The organism is Streptomyces sp. NPDC044003 (genome assembly GCF_056435185.1).
The window spans coordinates 59,811-77,273 of record NZ_JBWKFA010000014.1; the positions used below are offsets into that span (position 1 = coordinate 59,811).

The 17,463-nt window shown below is 72.0% G+C and carries 19 protein-coding genes; 10 read left to right on the top strand and 9 right to left on the bottom strand.

Translation table 11 applies throughout. The features are described from left to right. Positions 1 to 71: 71 nt before the first annotated feature. Complete coding sequence (locus tag AC07AW_RS36360; protein ID WP_478819731.1) at positions 72 to 572, top strand: HAD domain-containing protein; 501 nt, start codon at positions 72 to 74, stop codon at positions 570 to 572. Here the strand turns inward: AC07AW_RS36360 and AC07AW_RS36365 are convergent, their stop codons facing one another. From AC07AW_RS36365 to AC07AW_RS36375, 3 genes are read right to left on the bottom strand one after another with little or no spacing between them, the layout of a single operon-like run. Further along, entirely contained in the window at positions 573 to 1,157 is a 585-nt protein-coding gene (locus tag AC07AW_RS36365; protein WP_478819732.1) for a DinB family protein, read from the bottom strand. A 35-nt stretch (positions 1,158 to 1,192) separates the two neighbouring features. Further along, positions 1,193 to 1,609, bottom strand: a complete 417-nt coding sequence (locus AC07AW_RS36370; RefSeq protein WP_478819733.1) for a VOC family protein — start codon at positions 1,607 to 1,609, stop codon at positions 1,193 to 1,195. A 10-nt stretch (positions 1,610 to 1,619) separates the two neighbouring features. After that, on the bottom strand, positions 1,620 to 2,084 hold the full coding sequence (locus AC07AW_RS36375; protein WP_478819734.1) for a helix-turn-helix domain-containing protein: 465 nt from the start codon (positions 2,082 to 2,084) through the stop codon (positions 1,620 to 1,622). 91 nt (positions 2,085 to 2,175) lie between these two features. Here AC07AW_RS36375 and AC07AW_RS36380 point away from each other — a divergent pair, with 91 nt between their 5' ends. From AC07AW_RS36380 to AC07AW_RS36390, 3 genes are all read left to right on the top strand, one after another. Beyond that, entirely contained in the window at positions 2,176 to 2,571 is a 396-nt protein-coding gene (locus AC07AW_RS36380; protein WP_478819735.1) for a helix-turn-helix domain-containing protein, read from the top strand. Between the two features lie 23 nt (positions 2,572 to 2,594). Beyond that, entirely contained in the window at positions 2,595 to 3,164 is a 570-nt protein-coding gene (locus AC07AW_RS36385; protein ID WP_478819736.1) for a hypothetical protein, read from the top strand. 90 nt (positions 3,165 to 3,254) lie between these two features. Beyond that, positions 3,255 to 3,602, top strand: a complete 348-nt coding sequence (locus AC07AW_RS36390; RefSeq protein WP_478819737.1) for a DUF2516 family protein — start codon at positions 3,255 to 3,257, stop codon at positions 3,600 to 3,602. Positions 3,603 to 3,635: 33 nt separating this feature from the next. On the opposite strand, the gene AC07AW_RS36395 is transcribed toward AC07AW_RS36390, so the two are convergent. The 3 genes from AC07AW_RS36395 to AC07AW_RS36405 all read right to left on the bottom strand — a co-directional run bounded on the left by AC07AW_RS36395 (position 3,636) and on the right by AC07AW_RS36405 (position 7,425). After that, positions 3,636 to 4,874 (bottom strand): PP2C family protein-serine/threonine phosphatase, encoded by a 1,239-nt coding sequence (locus tag AC07AW_RS36395; RefSeq protein ID WP_478819738.1) that lies wholly within the window; start codon positions 4,872 to 4,874, stop codon positions 3,636 to 3,638. A 482-nt stretch (positions 4,875 to 5,356) separates the two neighbouring features. After that, on the bottom strand, positions 5,357 to 6,406 hold the full coding sequence (locus AC07AW_RS36400) for a C40 family peptidase (RefSeq protein WP_478819739.1): 1,050 nt from the start codon (positions 6,404 to 6,406) through the stop codon (positions 5,357 to 5,359). 218 nt (positions 6,407 to 6,624) lie between these two features. Beyond that, complete coding sequence (locus AC07AW_RS36405; protein WP_478819740.1) at positions 6,625 to 7,425, bottom strand: class I SAM-dependent methyltransferase; 801 nt, start codon at positions 7,423 to 7,425, stop codon at positions 6,625 to 6,627. A 289-nt stretch (positions 7,426 to 7,714) separates the two neighbouring features. Here AC07AW_RS36405 and mshA point away from each other — a divergent pair, with 289 nt between their 5' ends. The 3 genes from mshA to AC07AW_RS36420 all read left to right on the top strand — a co-directional run bounded on the left by mshA (position 7,715) and on the right by AC07AW_RS36420 (position 11,406). Then, positions 7,715 to 9,082 (top strand): D-inositol-3-phosphate glycosyltransferase, encoded by a 1,368-nt coding sequence (mshA, locus tag AC07AW_RS36410; RefSeq protein ID WP_478819741.1) that lies wholly within the window; start codon positions 7,715 to 7,717, stop codon positions 9,080 to 9,082. Further along, positions 9,075 to 9,575, top strand: a complete 501-nt coding sequence (locus tag AC07AW_RS36415; RefSeq protein ID WP_478819742.1) for a type III secretion system chaperone family protein — start codon at positions 9,075 to 9,077, stop codon at positions 9,573 to 9,575. The genes mshA and AC07AW_RS36415 overlap by 8 nt, the downstream gene beginning before the upstream one ends. Before the next feature lie 121 nt (positions 9,576 to 9,696). Further along, positions 9,697 to 11,406, top strand: coding sequence for a glycosyl hydrolase family 28-related protein (locus tag AC07AW_RS36420; protein WP_478819743.1), 1,710 nt, complete (start codon positions 9,697 to 9,699; stop codon positions 11,404 to 11,406). Here the strand turns inward: AC07AW_RS36420 and AC07AW_RS36425 are convergent. Continuing rightward, positions 11,393 to 12,328, bottom strand: a complete 936-nt coding sequence (locus AC07AW_RS36425; protein ID WP_478819744.1) for an AraC family transcriptional regulator — start codon at positions 12,326 to 12,328, stop codon at positions 11,393 to 11,395. The genes AC07AW_RS36420 and AC07AW_RS36425 overlap by 14 nt on opposite strands. Before the next feature lie 98 nt (positions 12,329 to 12,426). Between AC07AW_RS36425 and AC07AW_RS36430 the strand changes: the two genes are divergently transcribed. Next, the gene (locus AC07AW_RS36430; RefSeq protein ID WP_478819745.1) at positions 12,427 to 13,356 is read left to right on the top strand and encodes an MBL fold metallo-hydrolase; all 930 of its coding nucleotides are present in this window, start codon (positions 12,427 to 12,429) and stop codon (positions 13,354 to 13,356) included. Here AC07AW_RS36430 and AC07AW_RS36435 read toward each other — a convergent pair. Continuing rightward, complete coding sequence (locus AC07AW_RS36435) at positions 13,346 to 14,686, bottom strand: MDR family MFS transporter (protein ID WP_478819746.1); 1,341 nt, start codon at positions 14,684 to 14,686, stop codon at positions 13,346 to 13,348. The two genes, AC07AW_RS36430 and AC07AW_RS36435, sit on opposite strands and share 11 nt — an antisense overlap. Positions 14,687 to 14,812: 126 nt before the next feature. Between AC07AW_RS36435 and AC07AW_RS36440 the strand changes: the two genes are divergently transcribed. Further along, positions 14,813 to 15,571 carry a phosphoglyceromutase gene (locus AC07AW_RS36440; RefSeq protein WP_478819747.1) on the top strand — a complete coding sequence of 253 codons (759 nt, stop codon included), beginning with the start codon at positions 14,813 to 14,815 and terminating at the stop codon, positions 15,569 to 15,571. Positions 15,572 to 15,654: 83 nt separating this feature from the next. On the opposite strand, the gene AC07AW_RS36445 is transcribed toward AC07AW_RS36440, so the two are convergent. Beyond that, positions 15,655 to 15,951 (bottom strand): ribosomal protein L7/L12, encoded by a 297-nt coding sequence (locus AC07AW_RS36445; protein WP_478819748.1) that lies wholly within the window; start codon positions 15,949 to 15,951, stop codon positions 15,655 to 15,657. A 238-nt stretch (positions 15,952 to 16,189) separates the two neighbouring features. On the opposite strand from AC07AW_RS36445, the gene AC07AW_RS36450 reads away from it, so the two are divergent. Then, on the top strand, positions 16,190 to 16,936 hold the full coding sequence (locus AC07AW_RS36450; RefSeq protein WP_478819749.1) for a hypothetical protein: 747 nt from the start codon (positions 16,190 to 16,192) through the stop codon (positions 16,934 to 16,936). Positions 16,937 to 17,463: the final 527 nt, after the last annotated feature.

Here is a 17,463-nt window from a genome sequence, read left to right on the forward strand (position 1 = left end):
AGGGTAGCGAGCATCGATCCGTCACGGATTATCGAGAAGCGGACGAGTGTCGGGGTGGTCAGGATGGAGGCATGACGACCGCGCTGCTCTTCCTGGATGTGGACGGACCGCTGATCCCCTTCGGCGCGGAGGGCGGCGCGTACCCGACGTACCCGCCTGCGCCGCCCTCGTCGGTGAGTCCGCTCCTCGCGCGGCTCGATCCCGCGCAGGGGCCCCGGCTCGCGGCGCTGCCGTACGACCTGGTGTGGGCGACCACCTGGGAGGCGGACGCGAACACCTGGGTCGCCCCGCGCCTCGGCCTGCCCGCCCTGCCACTGGTCCCCTGGCCCGACGGCCCCGAGGAGCCCGGCCTCCACTGGAAGACGCCGGCCCTCGTGGCATGGGCCGCCGGGCGGCCCTTCGCCTGGGTGGACGACGAGATCGGCGTGGCGGACCGCGCCTGGGTCGCCGCCCATCACCCGGGCCGGGCGCTCCTCCACCGGGTGGACGCCCGGACCGGCCTCGCTACCGCCGACTTCGAGACGCTGGCGGCCTGGGCCGAGGCCGACGGGCACAGGCGCGGGCGGGGGTGATTACACCCCCCGCTCGCCGTCGATGCGCTCCCGGATGAGGTCCGCGTGGCCGTTGTGGCGGGCGTACTCCTCGATCATGTGGATCAGGACCCAGCGGAGCGACACCGTGCCGCGCCACCCGTCCTCGCCCGAGACGTCCAGGTCCGGCGCCTCCGCCGTGAAGCGGTCCGCGAAGTCCACCGCCGCGCGCCAGGCCTCCCAGGCCTCCGTGACGGCCGCCGGGCCGGGTGCGGCCTCGTCGAAGTCCCCGTCGGGGGAGGCCGGGGAGGAGAAGAGAGGGCGCGCGTCCTTCTGGCCGGCGAGGATCTCGCGGAACCAGTGGCGCTCGACGTCGGCCAGGTGCCGGACGAGGCCGAGGAGGGACAGCGTCGACGGTTCCACGGACCTGACCGCCAGCTGTTCCTCCAGGCCCGCGCACTTCAGGGCGAGCGTCGCCCGCTGGTCCGCCAGGAACCCGGCGAGCATCGGCAGCTCGTCCCCCGTCGTGGGACCGGTGAACCGCCCCGGCCCCGCGACCCCCGCCTCGTCGAGGACATCCGCGCGCCGCCTGGGCGCCGCCACGTCGTTCCCCTCGTCAACTGTCATGCTGTCCCTCCCCGTTGGGCCTTCGGCCCATCGTGTCAGGCTTTCGGCTGGGCGAAGCGGATCATGTTGCCGGCCGGGTCGCGGAACGCGCAGTCGCGGACGCCGTAGTGCTGGTCGACCGGCTCCTGGAGCACCTCGGCGCCGGCCGCCCGGACGCGTTCGAAGGTGGCGTCGACGTCCTCCGTCGAGAAGATCACGCCGCGCAGCAGGCCCTTGCCGAGGAGGTCCGTGACCGCCTCGCGGTCGGCCGCCGAGGCGCTGGGGTCGGGGAGCGGCGTCTCCAGGACGACCGCCACCTCCGGCTGCGCGGGCGACCCCATGGTCACCCAGCGCATCCCCTCGTAGCCGACGTCGTTGCGGACCTCCAGGCCGAGGGCGTCGCGGTAGAAACCGAGCGCCGCGTCGGCGTCGTCGACGGTGATGAAGCACTGGGAGAGCTTGATGTTGTCCATGCCGTCGACGCTACGGGGAGGCGTTCGATCCCGCTTCTCCGATCCTGATCGCTTCGGCGGAGCCGGCGGCGCCGGCGGGCCCGCCGTTCTTCACCGGCCGTGTCAGCACCTTCGCGACGCACGCCGGCATCGCCGCGCCCTCCTCGTGGCTGCGCGCCCGGTACGCGCTCGGCGTCTCGCCGACCAGCTCCGTGAAGCGCGAGCTGAACGAGCCGAGCGACGTACAGCCCACCTCGAAGCAGACCTCCGTCACGCTCAGGTCCCCCCGCCGCAGCAGCGCCTTCGCCCGCTCGACGCGACGGGTCATCAGATAGCTGTACGGCGTCTCGCCGAACGCGGTGCGGAAGCTGCGGGCGAAGTGCCCCGTCGACATCAGTGCGACCCTCGCCAGGGCCGGTACGTCGAGCGGCGAGGCGTAGTCGCGGTCCATGGTGTCCCGCGCGCGGCGCAGTCGTTTCAGGTCCTCAAGGTCCACTGGCCCAGCATGGCACGGTACGCCCCGCCCCGGGCGCGACTATTGCAAGCAGCTGCTTGCAATAGTTAGCAAAGGCTGGCATGGTCGGGGCATGGCATCGCTCAACGTCGGCAATCTCGGCGAGTACCTCCGCGAACAGCGGCGGACCGCGCAGCTCTCCCTGCGGCAGCTCGCCGACGCCGCCGGGGTGTCGAACCCGTACCTCAGCCAGATCGAGCGCGGGCTGCGCAAGCCCAGCGCCGAGGTCCTCCAGCAGGTCGCGAAGGCGCTGCGGATCTCCGCCGAGACGCTCTACGTACGGGCCGGGATCCTCGACGAGAAGGAGCGGGAGGAGCTGGAGACGCGCGCCGTCATCCTGGCCGATCCCTCGATCAACGAGCGGCAGAAGCAGGTGCTGCTCCAGATCTACGACTCCTTCCGCAAGGAGAACGCCGCCGACGCCGCCGCAGCAGCCGACACCGACGCCACACCGTCTTCGAGCCAGTAGTCACGTCCGGGAGGAACACCAGCATGGCCATCATCGACGAACTGCGTACCCCTCTCTACTTCGCCGCCGGCACCGCCGACCTCGCCGTCCAGCAGGCCAAGAAGGTTCCCGGCCTGATCGAGCAGCTCGCGGCCGAGGCGCCCGCGCGCATCGACGCCGTGCGGAAGACCGACCCGAAGGCCGTGCAGGAGAAGGTGTCCACGCAGGCCAAGGAGGCCCAGGCCACCGTCCAGTCGAAGCTCGCCGAGGTCGTCGGAAACCTCGACACCGACCTCAAGAAGCTCGGCGAGACCGCCCAGGACCTGGCCCTGCGCGGGGTCGGCGTCGCCGCCGAGTACGCGGTCAAGGCGCGCGAGAAGTACGAGGAGGTCGCCGCCCACGGCGAGGAGGCCGTCCGGGCCTGGCGTGGCGAGGTCGCCGAGGAGATCACCGAGATCGCCGTCGTCGTCGAGCCGGAGCCGGAGGCGAAGGCGGACGAGGAGGCGGAGACCCCGGCCGCCGAGGCCGAGCCCGAGGCCAAGAAGGCGCCCGCGCGGAAGAGCACCGCCCGCAAGGCCCCCGCCAAGAAGACGGTCGCCGCCGAGAAGGAGTAGGGCCGGGCACCAATTCGGGTACCCGGTGCGTTGTACCGGGTACCTTGACCGCGAGGCGCTCTTTCTCCATCCCCATAGGCGGTGCTCAGCATGTTGCGCGCGGGATTCGACTCCCTTCTCTCCCTGGTGATCTTCCTGGTCTTCACCGGCTTCGCCGTCGCCGCGCTCGTCTTCGCCGCCATGGCGCGCGAGGACGCCTACCGGGCCGCCGAGAAGCAGACGAAGAAGTTCTGGCTGATCATCCTGGGCATCAACCTCGCCCTGAACCTGCTGCTGCCGATGCTCTTCCTGCAGATCGCCGGGCTGATCGCCGCCATCGTCTTCATGGTGGACGTGCGCCCCGCGCTCGCGCAGGTCTCCGGCGGAGGCCGGGGCGGCCGCCGAGGCGGCGGCTCCAGCAGCGACGGACCGTACGGTCCCTACAACGGCGGCCGGTAGCCGCACCGCACATCGATCACAGGACCCGGGGCACTACCCCCGGGTCCTGTCCCTTTCCAGGGCCAGGACCGCGACGTCGTCCGTCAGCTCGCCGCCGTTCAACGACCGGACCTCGGTCACGGCCGCCTCCAGGAGACCCTCGCCCCGCAGACCCGAGGCCAGCTGGCGGTTGATCATCTCGACCATCCCGTCCTGGCCGAGCCGCGGCGAGTCGGGGCCCGCCGAGCGGCCCTCGATGAGCCCGTCCGTGTACATGAGCAGGCTCCACGACCCGCCCAGCTCGACCTGCCGACGCGGCCAGCGGGCGCGCGGAAGCAGTCCGAGGGCCGGGCCGCCGTCCTCGTACGGAAGGAGCCGCGCCGTCCGCCCCTGCCGGGCGATCAGCGGCGAGGGGTGCCCGGCCAGGCAGAGGCCCGCCCGGCGCCCGTCGGGCGCGATGTCGACGGTGCAGAGGGTCGCGAAGATCTCCTCGCTCTCCCGCTCGTGCTCCAGGACCTGCTGCATCGTGGACAGCAGCTCGTCCCCGCAGAGGCCCGCGAAGGTCAGGGCCCGCCAGGCGATCCGCAGCTCGACGCCGAGCGCGGCCTCGTCGGGGCCGTGGCCGCAGACGTCGCCGATCATGGCGTGGACGGTGCCGTCAGGGGTGCGGACGACGTCGTAGAAGTCGCCGCCGAGCAGGGCGCGGGACCGGCCGGGCCGGTAGTGGGCGGCGAACCGCAGGTCGGAGCCCTCCAGGAGCGGCGTGGGGAGCAGCCCGCGTTCCAGGCGGGCGTTCTCCTGGGCTCGGAGGCGGGACTCGGCCAGCTTCACCTGGACGGCGTCGGCCCGCTTGCGCTCGACGGCGTACCGGATGGCCCGGCTGAGCAGCCGCCCGTCGAGCTCCTCACGGAAGAGGTGGTCCTGGGCCCCGACGCGTACGGCCTCGGCCGCCAGCTCGGCGTCGGCGGAGCCCGCCAGCGCGAGGACCGCGTGGCGCGGGGCGAGGCGCAGGATGTGCCGCAGCGGGGCGAGCGGGTCGTCGCCGGCGGCCCCGGCGCGCGGGCCGGGCAGGGACAGGTCGACGAGGACGCAGTGGACGTCGTCGGTGAGGAGCCGCTCGGCCTCGGTGAGGTTCCGGGCGGTACGGATGCGGACCCGGGTGCCGGCGGCGTCCGCCGCGTCGAGCAGTTCGGGTACGGCGAAGGCGCCCGCCGGGTCGTCCTCGACGACCAGGAGAGTGAGATCGGTGCGGTCGGTTCCTGTGACTGTGCCTGTCATGGGAGTGGCGTCCATTGGGGTGGCTTCGCCGGGCCCCGCAGCGGCAGAGACGTTTCTCTGGCGCGGTACGGATACGGGCATCGGTCCGGGTTTCCTTCCCTCCCCCCGAGGGTGCGCAGGGCGCCGGGTGGCGTCCCGCCCGTCCCGGACCATAGCGGTAGGGCGGTGCGCAGCGGAATGGTGATCAGCCTGTGAGAGCGCGCGTCGCCCTTGGCATATGCCGCGGAAGGGGAGGTACTTGCCCCCGGACGGTCCGCACGGGGGTCCGGATCCCATGAGAAACGTCACGCGCTCGGGACCGCCCCCGCAGCCGGGAAAGTGGCTCGTGTCACGAAGGGCGGGCCCATGCCCGTTGTGTCAGGAAGGGCGGGCCTCGCCCCTCCTGTCACGAAGGGCGGGCCATGCCCTTCCTGTCAGGAAGAGCGGACGACTCGCCTTGTGTCACGAAGGGCGGGTCATGCCCCTTCTCTCAGGAAGGGCGGACGGCTCGCCTCGTGTCACGAAGGGCGGACGACTCCGAGGATCTCCATCGAGCCCGCGCCCGCGAGGGTCACGTTCCGCCCCGGGCGCGGCGCGTGCACGATCATGCCCTTCCCGACGTACATCCCGATGTGGCTCGCGTCCTTGAAGTAGACGATCAGGTCGCCGGGCCGCATGTCCTTGATGTCCACGTGCGGAAGCAGTCGCCACTGCTCCTGCGAGGTGCGCGGGATCCCCCGGCCGGCCGCGCCCCAGGCGCGCTGGGTCAGCCCGGAGCAGTCGTACGAGCGCGGTCCCTCCGCGCCCCAGACGTACGGCTTGCCGATCTGCGCCGTCGCGAACTCGACCGCCCGCTTGCCCTCCGAGGTCGCGCCCGCCGCCGGGCCGTCGAGGACGCCGGTGTCGAGCCAGGTCGTCTGGGCCCGGAGCTGGGCCTGCTCCTCCAGGAGTCGCAGCCGCTCGCGCTCCTCGGCGGCGAGCTCCGACTCCAGCTTCTTCGCGGCGGCGATCTTGTCGTTGATCTCCTTCTTCGCCTTGGCCTGCTTGACGCGGATGGCTTCCAGCTTGGTCCAGTTGGTGCTGGCGTCCTTGGCGTACGTGTCCAACTCGGCCTGGGTGCGGGTCATCTCGCCCAGGAGGTCGGTGGTGGCCTTGGCCCCGGACTTGAGCCGTCCGGCGGCGTCGAGGAAGAGCTGCGGGTCGTTCGTGAGGACGAGCTGCGCGCCGTCCGGGAGTCCGCCGTTGCGGTACTGGGCGCGGGCCTGGGCGCCGGCCTTGGACTTGAGGTCCTCGATCTTCTCGCGGCCGTCCACGATCATCCGGGCGAGCCGGACGATCTCGGCGGACTGCTCCTTGGTCTTCTCCTCGGCGAGGTTGTACGCGTCGGTCGCGACGGCGGCCTTCCGGTACAGCTCGTCGATCTCCTGGCGCACCTCCTCCAGGCTCTTCTTCGGCGGCGGAGGGGGGAGCGGCGCTGCGGCGGCCTGGAGGGTCAGCGCGGGCGAGGCCAGCACGGTCAGGGCGCAGATCACAGTGATCGCGGCAGTGGCGTGGCGGCGTCGGTTCACGAGCTCCCCCTCGAGTGACCAAATCTGATTTACCGTCAGTAACTTGCTGGTGACCTTGGCGATAGTGCCATGCGAAACCGGAAAACGACAGGGGAAACCGGGGCCTGTCGGGCCTGCTCCCCCCACGGGGGACGAGTGAGGTGCGTGTGACGTTCCCTCTGCACCGGAAATTCAGGGGGAGTTACGGAAACCGGGGGAAAGATCCGGCCGACACGCCGTCAGGTCCTCGGCGCCAGCGCCTCCCACCGCACCGTCACCTCGCCCTGGCGCCACCGGCGCGGACCGTCCGTCAGCGGCCAGTCCGCCGCCAGGTCGCGGACGGAGCGGATCCACCGCTGCCGGGCGCCCAGGGAGGCGTACGGGGCGGCCGCCGCCCATGCCCGGTCGAAGTCCCGCAGGAAGGCGTGCACCGGCTCGCCCGGCACGTTCCGGTGGATCAGCGCCTTCGGAAGCCGTTCCGCGAGGTCCGAAGGCCGGTCGAGCGAGCCGAGCCGGGTCGCGAAGGTCACCGTGCGCGGCCCGTCCGCGTCGAGCGCCACCCACACGTGCCGGCGCCCGATCTCGTCGCAGGTGCCCTCCACCAGCAGCCCGCCGGGCGCGAGCCGCCCGCGGAGCCGCGCCCAGACGGCGGCGACCTGGTCCTCGTCGTACTGGCGCAGCACGTTCGCGGCCCGGATCAGGGCGACCCGGCCGGGGACCGGCACCTCGAAGCCGCCGTGCAGGAAGGCGAGGCCCTCGTGCGCCGCCTCGTACGGCTTCGCGGCCTCGACGCGGGCGGGCTCGATCTCGATCCCGTACAGGAGGGTGCGGGGATCGGCGGTGCGGAGCCGGGCCAGGAGCTCCACAGCGGTCCAGGGGGCGGCCCCGTACCCGAGGTCGACGGCGAGCGGCGGCTCGGGGGAGCGGCGCAGGGCGGGGCCGTGGACGGCGGCGATCCAGCGGTCCATGCGGCGCAGCCGGTTCGGGTTGGTGGTCCCGCGGGTCGGGGTGCCGACGGGGCGGGTGGTGCGCGGGGCCATGTCATGAGCGTAAGGGGTGAGATAGGCGGCCCCGCCCCGGCAGGCAGGGGTGCGAAAGGCGGCCGCGCCCCGGCGGCAGGGGTGCTCCTCCGGCCCTCTTCCGGTACTCCTCCGGCCTTCCTCCGGCCGGTGGCCCCGGCAACGAATTGGCAAAGCGGCGTCGCCACCGGAAATGAAAGGGGGGATTCCGGTGTTGTGACGCCGTGAGGACGTCCCACGCCCTCCAGCAGTCATGCCCGACGGGCTCAGCCGCCCAGCTCAGCCACCCCCGAGCGGAAGGACCGCCGACGTGAGCCAGTACGTGTCCCGGTTCGCCGGCACCCGGCACCGGCACCCGGCGCCGGCCAGGCTCCGGCTCCCCGGCCGGCACCGCACCCCCCGGCGCGTGGCCATGCTCAGCGTCCACACCTCGCCGCTGCACCAGCCCGGCACGGGCGACGCGGGCGGCATGAACGTCTACATCGTCGAGCTGGCGAAACGACTCGCCGCCATCGACATCGAGGTGGAGATCTTCACCCGGGCCACGACCGGCGGTCTCCCCCCGGTCGTGGAGCTCACCCCGGGGGTGCTCGTACGCCATGTGGACGCGGGCCCGTACGAGGGTCTGGCGAAGGAGGAGCTGCCGGCGCAGCTCTGCGCCTTCACGCACGGCGTGATGCAGGCGTGGGCGGGTCACCGCCCCGGCCACTACGACCTGGTCCACTCCCACTACTGGCTCTCCGGCCACGTCGGCTGGCTGGCCGCCGAGCGCTGGGGCGTCCCACTCGTGCACGCCATGCACACCATGGCGAAGGTCAAGAACGCGGCGCTCGCCGAGGGCGACACGCCCGAGCCCGCGGCCCGGGTGATCGGCGAGACGCAGATCGTCGCGGCCGCCGACCGGCTGATCGCGAACACGGCCGAGGAGGCCGACGAGCTGGCCCGTTTCTACGAGGCGGACCCCGGCAAGATCGCGGTGGTGCACCCGGGCGTCAACCTCGACCACTTCCGCCCCGCCGACGGCCGCGCGGCCGCCCGCGCCCGGCTCGGCCTGCCGCAGGACGCGTTCATACCGGTCTTCGCCGGCCGGATACAGCCGCTGAAGGCCCCGGACATCCTGCTCAGCGCCGCCGCGCGGCTCCTGGAGCAGGATCCCTCGCTCCGCGGCCGGATGGTCGTCCCGGTGGTCGGCGGCCCGAGCGGCAGTGGCCTGGCCAAGCCGGAGCAGCTGCAGAAGCTCGCCGCCAGGCTGGGGATCTCGGACGTCGTGCGTTTCCACCCGCCGGTGGGGCAGGACCGTCTCGCGGACTGGTTCCGCGCGGCCAGCGTGCTCGTCATGCCCTCGTACAGCGAGTCCTTCGGCCTGGTCGCGATCGAGGCGCAGGCGGCGGGCACCCCGGTCGTCGCGGCGGCGGTCGGCGGTCTGCCCGTGGCCGTACGGGACGAGGTGACCGGTTTCCTCGTGCAGGGGCACGACCCGGCGGACTACGCCCGGGCGCTCGGCCGCTTCGTGGCGGACCCGTCGCTGTCGGCGCGGATGGGCGAGGCGGCGGCGCTGCACGCCGGCTCCTTCGGCTGGGACACGGCGGCCTCGGGCACGGCGGACGTGTACACGGCCGCGATGCACGACCACCGGCTGCGGGAGAACCGCCGTCGCGTACGCTCGCACCATGGCTGAGACCGAGGTCGTCCGGCGGATCGTCGAGGACACGTTCAAGGACGCGGAGCTGGACTGGGAGTCCCCGGAGCCCGGCTCGTACGTCGTGAAGCTCCCGGGCACGCGGAAGCTGTTCACCACCCTGTCGCTGCGGGTGGGCCGCCACTCCGTCTCCCTCAACGCCTTCGTCATCCGGCACCCCGACGAGAACGAGGCGGGGGTCCACCGCTGGCTCCTGGAGCGCAACCTCAAGCTGTACGGGGTGAGTTACGCGGTCGACGCCCTCGGCGACGTCTACCTCGCCGGCAAGCTTCCGCTGGCCGCCGTCACCCCGGAGGAGCTGGACCGGCTGCTCGGCTCGGTCCTGGAGGCGGCGGACGGTGACTTCAACACCCTCCTGGAGCTGGGCTTCGCGTCGGCGATCCGGCGGGAGTACGAGTGGCGGGTCTCGCGCGGCGAGTCGACCCGCAACCTGGACGCGTTCAAGAACCTGACGCAGAAGCCGACGAAGTAGCCGACGCGGTAGCCCGCTCGGAAGTCCCTGACCTGACCCCTTCCGGTAGGGGCCTTCTGCTGCCATGCTCACGCCCGACGCAGATCTGAACACCGTTCATATATGTGAAGGGCTCAGGTTCATGGCACTCAGCAGAAGGCAGTTCGTCGGCGGCGCGGTGGCGGTCGTGGCGGCGACGGGCACGGCGGGATTCGCCCCCTCCACCGGACCGACCGAACCCACCGGACCGACCGAACTCACCGGACTGACTGAACCCACCGGACCGACTGAACCCACCGCACTTTGGCGGGAGTTCGAGGCCGCCCCCTACACCCACCCCCAGATCCCCTACGTGGGCCGGGCCGGCGCCCACGCGGGTGCCCGCCGTGCGCCCCGGCCCCCGGTCGTGGCGAACGCCGTCACCTACGGGGCGACCCCGGACGCCTCCCAGGACTCCGCCCCCGCGATCAACCGGGCTCTCGCGCAGGCGGGGGAGCGCGGCGGCGGAACGGTCCTGCTGCCGCCGGGGACGTACCGGATCGACGACTACCTCCGGATCGGCCACAGCGGGGTGGTCCTGCGCGGCGCGGGCTCCGGCCGTACGACCCTGCTCGCCACCCGGAACCTGACCGAGCTGATCGGCCCGTACGGCTCCCGCTACGGCGGCGACAAGTCCTCCTGGTCCTGGGCCGGCGGCCTCATCTGGCTCTCCCCGCACGCCCGGCACGCCTCCCTCACCGCCGCGATACGCGACCGGGCCTGGCCCTTCGAGGGCTGGACCGGGAACCGCCGCGACGAGTGGACCACGCTCACCGCCGTCCGCCCGGCCCGCCGGGGCGACCGCTGCGTCATGGTCGAGGACCCGTCGGCGCTCCGGCGCGGCCGGCTGGTCGTCCTCCGCCTCGCCGACGACGCCGGTCACACCCTCCTGGAGCACATGGCGGGCGGCGGGCCTGGCCCGGAGGCGTACACCTGGGACGACAAGACGAAGCTGACGAGCTACGTCCCCTACGAGTGGCCCGTACGGATCACAGGGGTCCGGGGCCGCGAGGTCACCCTCGAACGCCCCCTGCCCCTGGACCTCCGCCCGGAGTGGGACCCCCGACTGATCTCGGGGGCCGAGCCGCTGACCGACGCGGGGGTGGCCGGTCTGACCCTGGAAGCGCCGCCGGCCGCGCAGTCCCCGCACCTTCTCGACAAGGGCTACAACGGCGTCACTTTCCAGTGCGCGTACGACTGCTGGGCGGAGGACGTGGTCGTCCGCCACGTCGACAACGGCTTCGGGCTCGTCGCCGCCTCCGCCTGCACCCTGCGCCGCACGCGCGTGGAGGGGCGCGGCTCCCACCACCCGTACTTCTGCCGGGAAGGGGCGCACGACAACCTCGTCGAGGACTTCCGCATCGCCGCCCGTACCGTCCCCGCGCCGGCCGGCACCCAGCTCCACGGCATCAACGTCGAGGGCCTGTCCAGCCACAACGTCTGGTCGCGCGGGGTCATGGAGATGGGCACCTTCGACACCCACCGGGGGATGCCCTTCGCCAACGTCCGCACCGAGATCACCGTCGAGAACAACGGCCGCCACGGCGGCGACGCCTCCGCCGGTCCGCTCTACGGGGCCCGGTTCACCCACTGGAACGTGACGGTCACCAACGGCCGGGCCGGCCTGGTGAAGATCGACACCATCGCCCCGTACAGCGCCACGGTCGGCATCAGCGAGGTCCGCGAGTTCGACCAGACCGACGTCCCCGACTTCACGGGCGACCTCCACGCGCGCGCAGAGGCGTACGGCACCTCGGACACTGTCCGCCCCGGGAACCTGTACGAGGCCCAGCGGGCGCTCAGCCCGGAGTGACGGTGGCGTTCCGGTACCGACCCGGTGTCGTGCCGAACTCGCGGCGGAAGGCGTGGGACAGGGCGTACGGCGAGGCGTAGCCGACGTGGCGGGCGACGGCGGCCAGCGGGTCGCCGGTGTCCCTGAGCAGGGTGGCGGCGAGGGTCAGCCGCCACCAGGTGAGGTACGCCATCGGGGGCCGGCCCACGAGAGCGGTGAAGCGGCGGGCGAGGGTGGGCCGGGAGACGCCCGCCTCGGCCGCGAGCCGGTCGACGGTCCACGGCGCGGCCGGGTCGGAGTGCAGCGCGCGCAGCGCGGCGGCGGTCACCGGGTCCCCGAGGACCGCCGGCCAGACTCCGGCGGTGCTCTCGGCCAGCCAGGACCGGATCATGTAGACGAGCAGCAGGTCGAGCAGGCTGGGCAGGGCGACACAGGCGCCGGGGCGCCGCTCGTCCAGCTCGCCGCCGAGCAGGGTGATCGCGGCGCGGAGCTCGGGCCGCCCGCCGGCCCGGTCCGGCAGGTGGACGAGCGGCGGGAGCTCGGCGAGGAGCGGGTGGACGTGGCTGCGGTCGAGCCGGTACTTGCCGCAGACCATCTCGACCTCGGGTTCGCCGGGTTCGCCGGGTTCGGTACGGGGAGGGTGCGGCAGGGTCCCGTCGGCCCACCGGTCGAAGGGCACCGCCCGCGCCACCCGCTCCGCGTCGGCGGGCGCGTCGGCGATGACGTGCCCGGTGCCGTGCGGGAGCAGCACCGCGTCCCCGGCGCGGAGGGCGACCGGCTCCCCGCCGTCGGGCAGCAGCCAGCAGCTGCCGCGCAGGACGACGTGGAAGCCCGCCCCGTCGTACGGATCGAGCCGCGCGCACCAGCGGCCGCCGACCCTGACCCGGTCGGAGGATGGCTGCCCGGCACGTACGGTCGAGATCGCGTCGCTCACCACGTCCATGGGGCGGCAGCGTACTCCCGACGTGTGAGCCTTCCGCGTATCCGAACGAGCCGATCACGCATTGAGAGGCTCACTCTCCCCTCCGTACCGTCGACGGCATGACGAACGAGAGCGCACAGAGCATCGTCCTGGGGGACGTCGAGATCGTCCGGATCGTGGAGTGGCAGGGCCCGTTCGGCCCGCCCGGCACCCTCGTCCCGGACGCCGGGGCCGAGCTGTGGAAGGACAACGAGGAGTGGCTGGCGCCCGACCACTGGACGCCGGACGCCGACAGCACGGTCATGGCGCTGCAGAGCTGGGTGCTGCGCAGCGGGGGCCGGACGGTCCTGGTCGACACGGGGGTGGGCGACGGGCGCGAGCGCCCGCACTCGCCGCACTTCCACCACCGGCAGGACGGTTTCCTCGGCCGCCTGGAGCGGGCCGGGATCCGCCCGGAGGACGTCGACGTCGTCGTGAACACCCATCTGCACGCGGATCACGTCGGCTGGAACACGTACGACGCGGGAGGGGAGTGGGCGCCGGCCTTCCCGAACGCCGAGTACCTCGTGCCGGCCGCCGACGATGCCCACTTCGGCCCGGGGAACGCGTACGGCGGCGGCCTCCAGGAGGAGGACCGGCTGATCTACGAGGACAGCGTGGCGCCCGTGCACCGCGCCGGGCTCGTCACGCTCTGGGACGGGTCGCACCGCATCGACGAGAACCTCGTCCTGGAGTCCGCGCCCGGCCACACGCCCGGCTCCGGCGTGCTGCGGCTCGCCTCGGGGACCGACCGCGCGGTCTTCGTCGGCGATCTCCTCCACAGCCCGGTGCAGTTCGCCGCCCCCGGCTGCTCCAGCTGCTTCTGCCTGGATCCGGCGGGTGCGGCGGCGAGTCGCCGGCGGATCCTCGAACGGGCGGCGGACGAGCGGGAACTGGTCGTCCCCGCGCACTTCGCCGGGGCGGGAGCGGCGGAAGTACGCAGGGACGGGAGGGGTTTCGCGCCAGTGCGGTGGGCGGCCTACGACGGCCCGGAGGGGGTCAGGCGCTGACGGAGGAGGACGAGGCGCCCTCGGCGGTAACAGGTTCGGCGGCGGGGACGACGGGGGTGCCTCCGCCGCTCTCTCCGCTCTCTCCGATCTCGCCGGTCGCGTCGGCCGCCCCGGACTCGTCGGCGAGGGCCTTCCGGAGGCGGACGAAGTACCCGACCGCGGCGATCGCACCGATCGCCGTCGTCGCGGCCCACAGCACATCCGGCCCGGGCCCGCTGACGATCGCGCCGGCGCCGATCGGGGCGACGAAGCCGGCGACCGCCCAGGACATGCCCATCACGCCCTGGTAGCGGCCCCGGGCGTGCTCGGGGGCGAGGCGGGCGGTGGCGGCGGCGTTCGTCGGGACGTGGATCATCTCGCCGACCGTCCAGACGACCACGGTCGCGGCGAAGGCGACGGGGGAGCCGGCGAGGGCGGTGGCGCCGGTGCCCACGGCGAAGAGGAGGGCGGAGAGGGTGAGGAGGACGACGGGGGAGCGCTTGTCGGTCAGCTTGTTGACGAGCAGCTGGAAGCCGACGATCACGATGCCGTTGACGGCGATGACGACGCCGTACGAGGAGGGGGAGAGTCCCTGGTTCGCCATGGTGAGCGGCAGGCCGATCCAGGGGGCGGTGAAGACGAGGCAGACGAGGAGGTTGAGGAGGACGAGCGTGCGGAAGGGCGCGTCGCGCAGCACGGTCAGCATGCTGACCTTCTCCTCGACGACCGGCGTGCCCGCCTTGCCGACACGGGCCTCGGGACGGGTCTCGGGGAGGCGGAGGAAGACGATGACGGCGCAGAGGGTGGTGGCGACGGCGTCGACGACGAAGAGGGTGCGGTAACCGAGAAAGGCGGCGGCGCCGCCGCCGATGGAGGCGATGGCGAAGCCGAGGTTGAGGGCCCAGTAGTTGAGGGCGTACGCCCGGCGCACGTCGTGGGCGGGGACCATGTCGGCGATGGTCGCGTTGATGGAGGGGCGGACGGCCTGCATCGCGACGCCCATGAGGAGCACGACGGCGGCGATGCCCCAGGCACTGGTGACGACGGAGAGGGCGGCGGCACAGCCGGCGGCCGCGAGGTGCATGGTGACCATGGTGGGGCGGCGGCCCCAGCGGTCGGTGAGCAGACCGCCGAGCGGGGATCCGGCGACACCGCCGAGACCGTGGAGGGCGACGACGAGTCCGGCGAACCAGGCGGAGTGCCCGAGCTCCACGGTCAGGTAGAGGGAGAGGAAGGTCAGGACGAAGGCGCCGGTCCGGTTGACCAGGGTGGACAGCCAGAGCCACCAGAAACCCGGGGGGAGGCCGGAGACCGTCTCGCGGGCTGATCGTCTGAGCGAATCGATGGACATGTGTGGCGGCCCCCCTGTGGTGCGTAAGCCCTGCTTCCGGCTCTCGTAACTTACGCATCTCATACGTCGGACGCCAGCGAATTGACGACGCGCGTCAATCGTCAGCGGTCGATTAGGCTCGTACGCATGGCCGACGCACCGTACAAGCTGATCCTCCTCCGCCACGGCGAGAGCGAGTGGAACGAGAAGAATCTGTTCACCGGATGGGTGGACGTGAACCTCACCGCCAAGGGCGAGAAGGAGGCGACGCGCGGCGGCGAGCTGCTCAAGGACGCCGGCCTGCTGCCCGACGTGCTCCACACCTCCCTCCAGAAGCGCGCCATCCGCACCGCGCAGCTCGCCCTCGAGGCCGCCGACCGCCACTGGATCCCGGTCAGCCGCTCGTGGCGCCTGAACGAGCGCCACTACGGCGCCCTCCAGGGCAAGGACAAGGCGCAGACCCTCGCCGAGTTCGGCGAGGAGCAGTTCATGCTGTGGCGCCGCTCGTACGACACCCCGCCGCCGGCGCTCTCGGACGACAGCGAGTACTCGCAGGCCCACGACGCCCGCTACCAGACGATCCCGCCGGAGCTGCGCCCGCAGACCGAGTGCCTCAAGGACGTCGTCGAGCGGATGCTCCCGTACTGGTACGACAACATCGTCCCGGACCTCCTCGCCGGCCGCACGGTCCTGATCGCCGCCCACGGCAACAGCCTCCGCGCCCTGGTGAAGCACCTGGACGGCATCTCGGACGCCGACATCGCGGGCCTCAACATCCCGACGGGCATCCCGCTGTCCTACGAGCTGGACGAGAACTTCAAGCCCCTCAACCCCGGCGGCACCTACCTCGACCCGGACGCCGCGGCGGCCGCCATCGAGGCCGTCAAGAACCAGGGCAAGAAGTAGCCCTTAGCCACGAAAGAGCCCCCGACCTGCGGTTTCTCCGCTGGGAGGGGGCTTCTTCGTACCCGTGGGCCGTTTGTGGGCCGTCAGAGAGTCGGGGCCGCGGGACGTCCGGGATCCTGCTCCTGCCGCGCTTCTGCTAGGGCGCCGACGCTCCGGAGCACCGCGACCGCGTCGTCGGCCATGTCCTGGGGCCGGTCCTCAAGGACAGCGACCGGGGCCCGCTTCGTCAGCACTCTGCTGTGCCAGAGGCTCAGCCCGGTCACCTCACGCACGGCCCGCACCACGTCCATCTCGCGCGGCCCGCAGTCGAGGAGGACGACGGCGTAGGACGGGTCGTCGCAGATCAGCGTGAAGTACTCGGTGACGTCCGCGTCAGCCATTTCGTCCCCCGGTTCTTCAGTGACGGGGAAGCGTATGTGCCCCGGAAGACGTCAGCCACGGCTTTTCGGGTGTGCTCTCGCACTGCTCGGCATGAGGTGCGCGTACACCCTCAACGTCAGGCCGGATCGGCACCCCGAGCCGTGCCCCATGCGTGCCCGATCAGCCGCCTACGGCAGGACCGCAGACCGAGTTGACCCGGAAAGGAATCGCGTCAGAAGTCTGGTCTAGGTTTGGCCTGTGAACCACAGCCGTTCCAACGCCGGGGCGCCCCGCGAGGCTGACTTGCCGCCCTACCAGGTAGTCCTGGCGGAGACTGATTGGGGTTCGCTCCAGACGGCTTTCGGGAACGGTGAGGACCTTCCCGGAGTCCTGGCGCGGCTGTTGGAGCCCGATCCCAAGGTTCAGGTCACCGCTTTGTCGGAGCTGGGTGAGCTGGTCGGCCACCAGAACACCATCTACGAAGCCACCGCCCCCGTCGCTATGTATGTCGCCGGCATCCTCACCCACCCGGCGGCCATGACCCTCCGGCCCTATCGCAACGTCCCCATCCGCGCGACGCTGCTGAGCTGGCTGGTTTCCACGGCCTACGACGCCTCCGACGAGATTGTTGGCCGCACCGAGCAGTACTTCCCTGGCTTCCTCACCCACGACACCGCCGTGGCGGCCTTCCGAGACCTGCGCACGATGCTTTATCGGGCCGTCGCGCCCTTCCTGCAGGACAGCCACGAGGACGTGCGCGAAGCCGCCGTCCTCGCCGCGCTTATCCTCGCCGAGCACCCCGCGCTCGCCGAGCACCGCGATCACCTCGCCGTGCACGCGCGCCACATCCTGGACACCAGCAGTGACGACCCCAACCGGCGCGTTGCCCGGAAGGCACTCAAAGCATGGGGCCACGACGTCCCCGATCCTGAACCTTTCCGGGAGGAGCCCTGGGACTGGGGGCCACACAGCGATGGCCGCGGCGATCTCGAACCTCCCTTCTGACCGATACGCGCACGGTCCACCGGCGGACCACCGACCTCAACAACCGGCAGCGTTCCAGGCTGACCCCATACGCTCCCCGGCAGCCTGTGTGACCTCCCATGACCGATCGGTGTTCTCAGCTCTCGTGCGCCCCAGTGCCTCCATGGGCAAGAGGCATGCGCCCGCATGCGCCTTCCGCAGAGCCAGGAGCGCTCGACACACTCGGCTGGTCTGTCCGTCTGATGACACCAGGGGGAGTAGTGGCTCGAACGCAGTCCAAGTGCGGAGCGCTCACGCAGAAGGGGACTCGGTGTCAGCGCCTTGCCATGATCGGAGCCTCCAGGTGCGACCGTCACCGCGGTGAGTGGTCCTCCTACGAAGTTCAGAAGCGTAAGACGAAGAAGAAACAGAAGTAGCCGGCCGCCGGGCCGTGTCTGGGCCGTGGGAGGGCGAGGGTCGGAGCAAGAACCAGGGCAAGAAGTAGTCTCCGCGCCTCAAGGAGCCCCCTGTCCGCCGGATTTCCGGTGGGTTGGGGGCTTCGTCTTGTT

Excerpts from the sequence above, each read along its gene's own strand:
- AC07AW_RS36380 (WP_478819735.1), top strand. The coding sequence starts at position 2,176 with ATGGCATCGCTCAACGTCGGCAATCTCGGCGAGTACCTCCGCGAACAG.
- AC07AW_RS36370 (WP_478819733.1), bottom strand. The coding sequence starts at position 1,609 with ATGGACAACATCAAGCTCTCCCAGTGCTTCATCACCGTCGACGACGCC.
- AC07AW_RS36360 (WP_478819731.1), top strand. The coding sequence starts at position 72 with ATGACGACCGCGCTGCTCTTCCTGGATGTGGACGGACCGCTGATCCCC.
- AC07AW_RS36435 (WP_478819746.1), bottom strand. The coding sequence starts at position 14,686 with ATGTCCATCGATTCGCTCAGACGATCAGCCCGCGAGACGGTCTCCGGC.
- AC07AW_RS36385 (WP_478819736.1), top strand. The coding sequence starts at position 2,595 with ATGGCCATCATCGACGAACTGCGTACCCCTCTCTACTTCGCCGCCGGC.
- AC07AW_RS36445 (WP_478819748.1), bottom strand. The coding sequence starts at position 15,951 with ATGGCTGACGCGGACGTCACCGAGTACTTCACGCTGATCTGCGACGAC.
- AC07AW_RS36405 (WP_478819740.1), bottom strand. The coding sequence starts at position 7,425 with ATGGCCCCGCGCACCACCCGCCCCGTCGGCACCCCGACCCGCGGGACC.
- AC07AW_RS36425 (WP_478819744.1), bottom strand. The coding sequence starts at position 12,328 with ATGGACGTGGTGAGCGACGCGATCTCGACCGTACGTGCCGGGCAGCCA.
- AC07AW_RS36390 (WP_478819737.1), top strand. The coding sequence starts at position 3,255 with ATGTTGCGCGCGGGATTCGACTCCCTTCTCTCCCTGGTGATCTTCCTG.
- AC07AW_RS36430 (WP_478819745.1), top strand. The coding sequence starts at position 12,427 with ATGACGAACGAGAGCGCACAGAGCATCGTCCTGGGGGACGTCGAGATC.
- AC07AW_RS36365 (WP_478819732.1), bottom strand. The coding sequence starts at position 1,157 with ATGACAGTTGACGAGGGGAACGACGTGGCGGCGCCCAGGCGGCGCGCG.
- AC07AW_RS36415 (WP_478819742.1), top strand. The coding sequence starts at position 9,075 with ATGGCTGAGACCGAGGTCGTCCGGCGGATCGTCGAGGACACGTTCAAG.
- AC07AW_RS36420 (WP_478819743.1), top strand. The coding sequence starts at position 9,697 with ATGGCACTCAGCAGAAGGCAGTTCGTCGGCGGCGCGGTGGCGGTCGTG.
- AC07AW_RS36395 (WP_478819738.1), bottom strand. The coding sequence starts at position 4,874 with ATGGACGCCACTCCCATGACAGGCACAGTCACAGGAACCGACCGCACC.
- AC07AW_RS36440 (WP_478819747.1), top strand. The coding sequence starts at position 14,813 with ATGGCCGACGCACCGTACAAGCTGATCCTCCTCCGCCACGGCGAGAGC.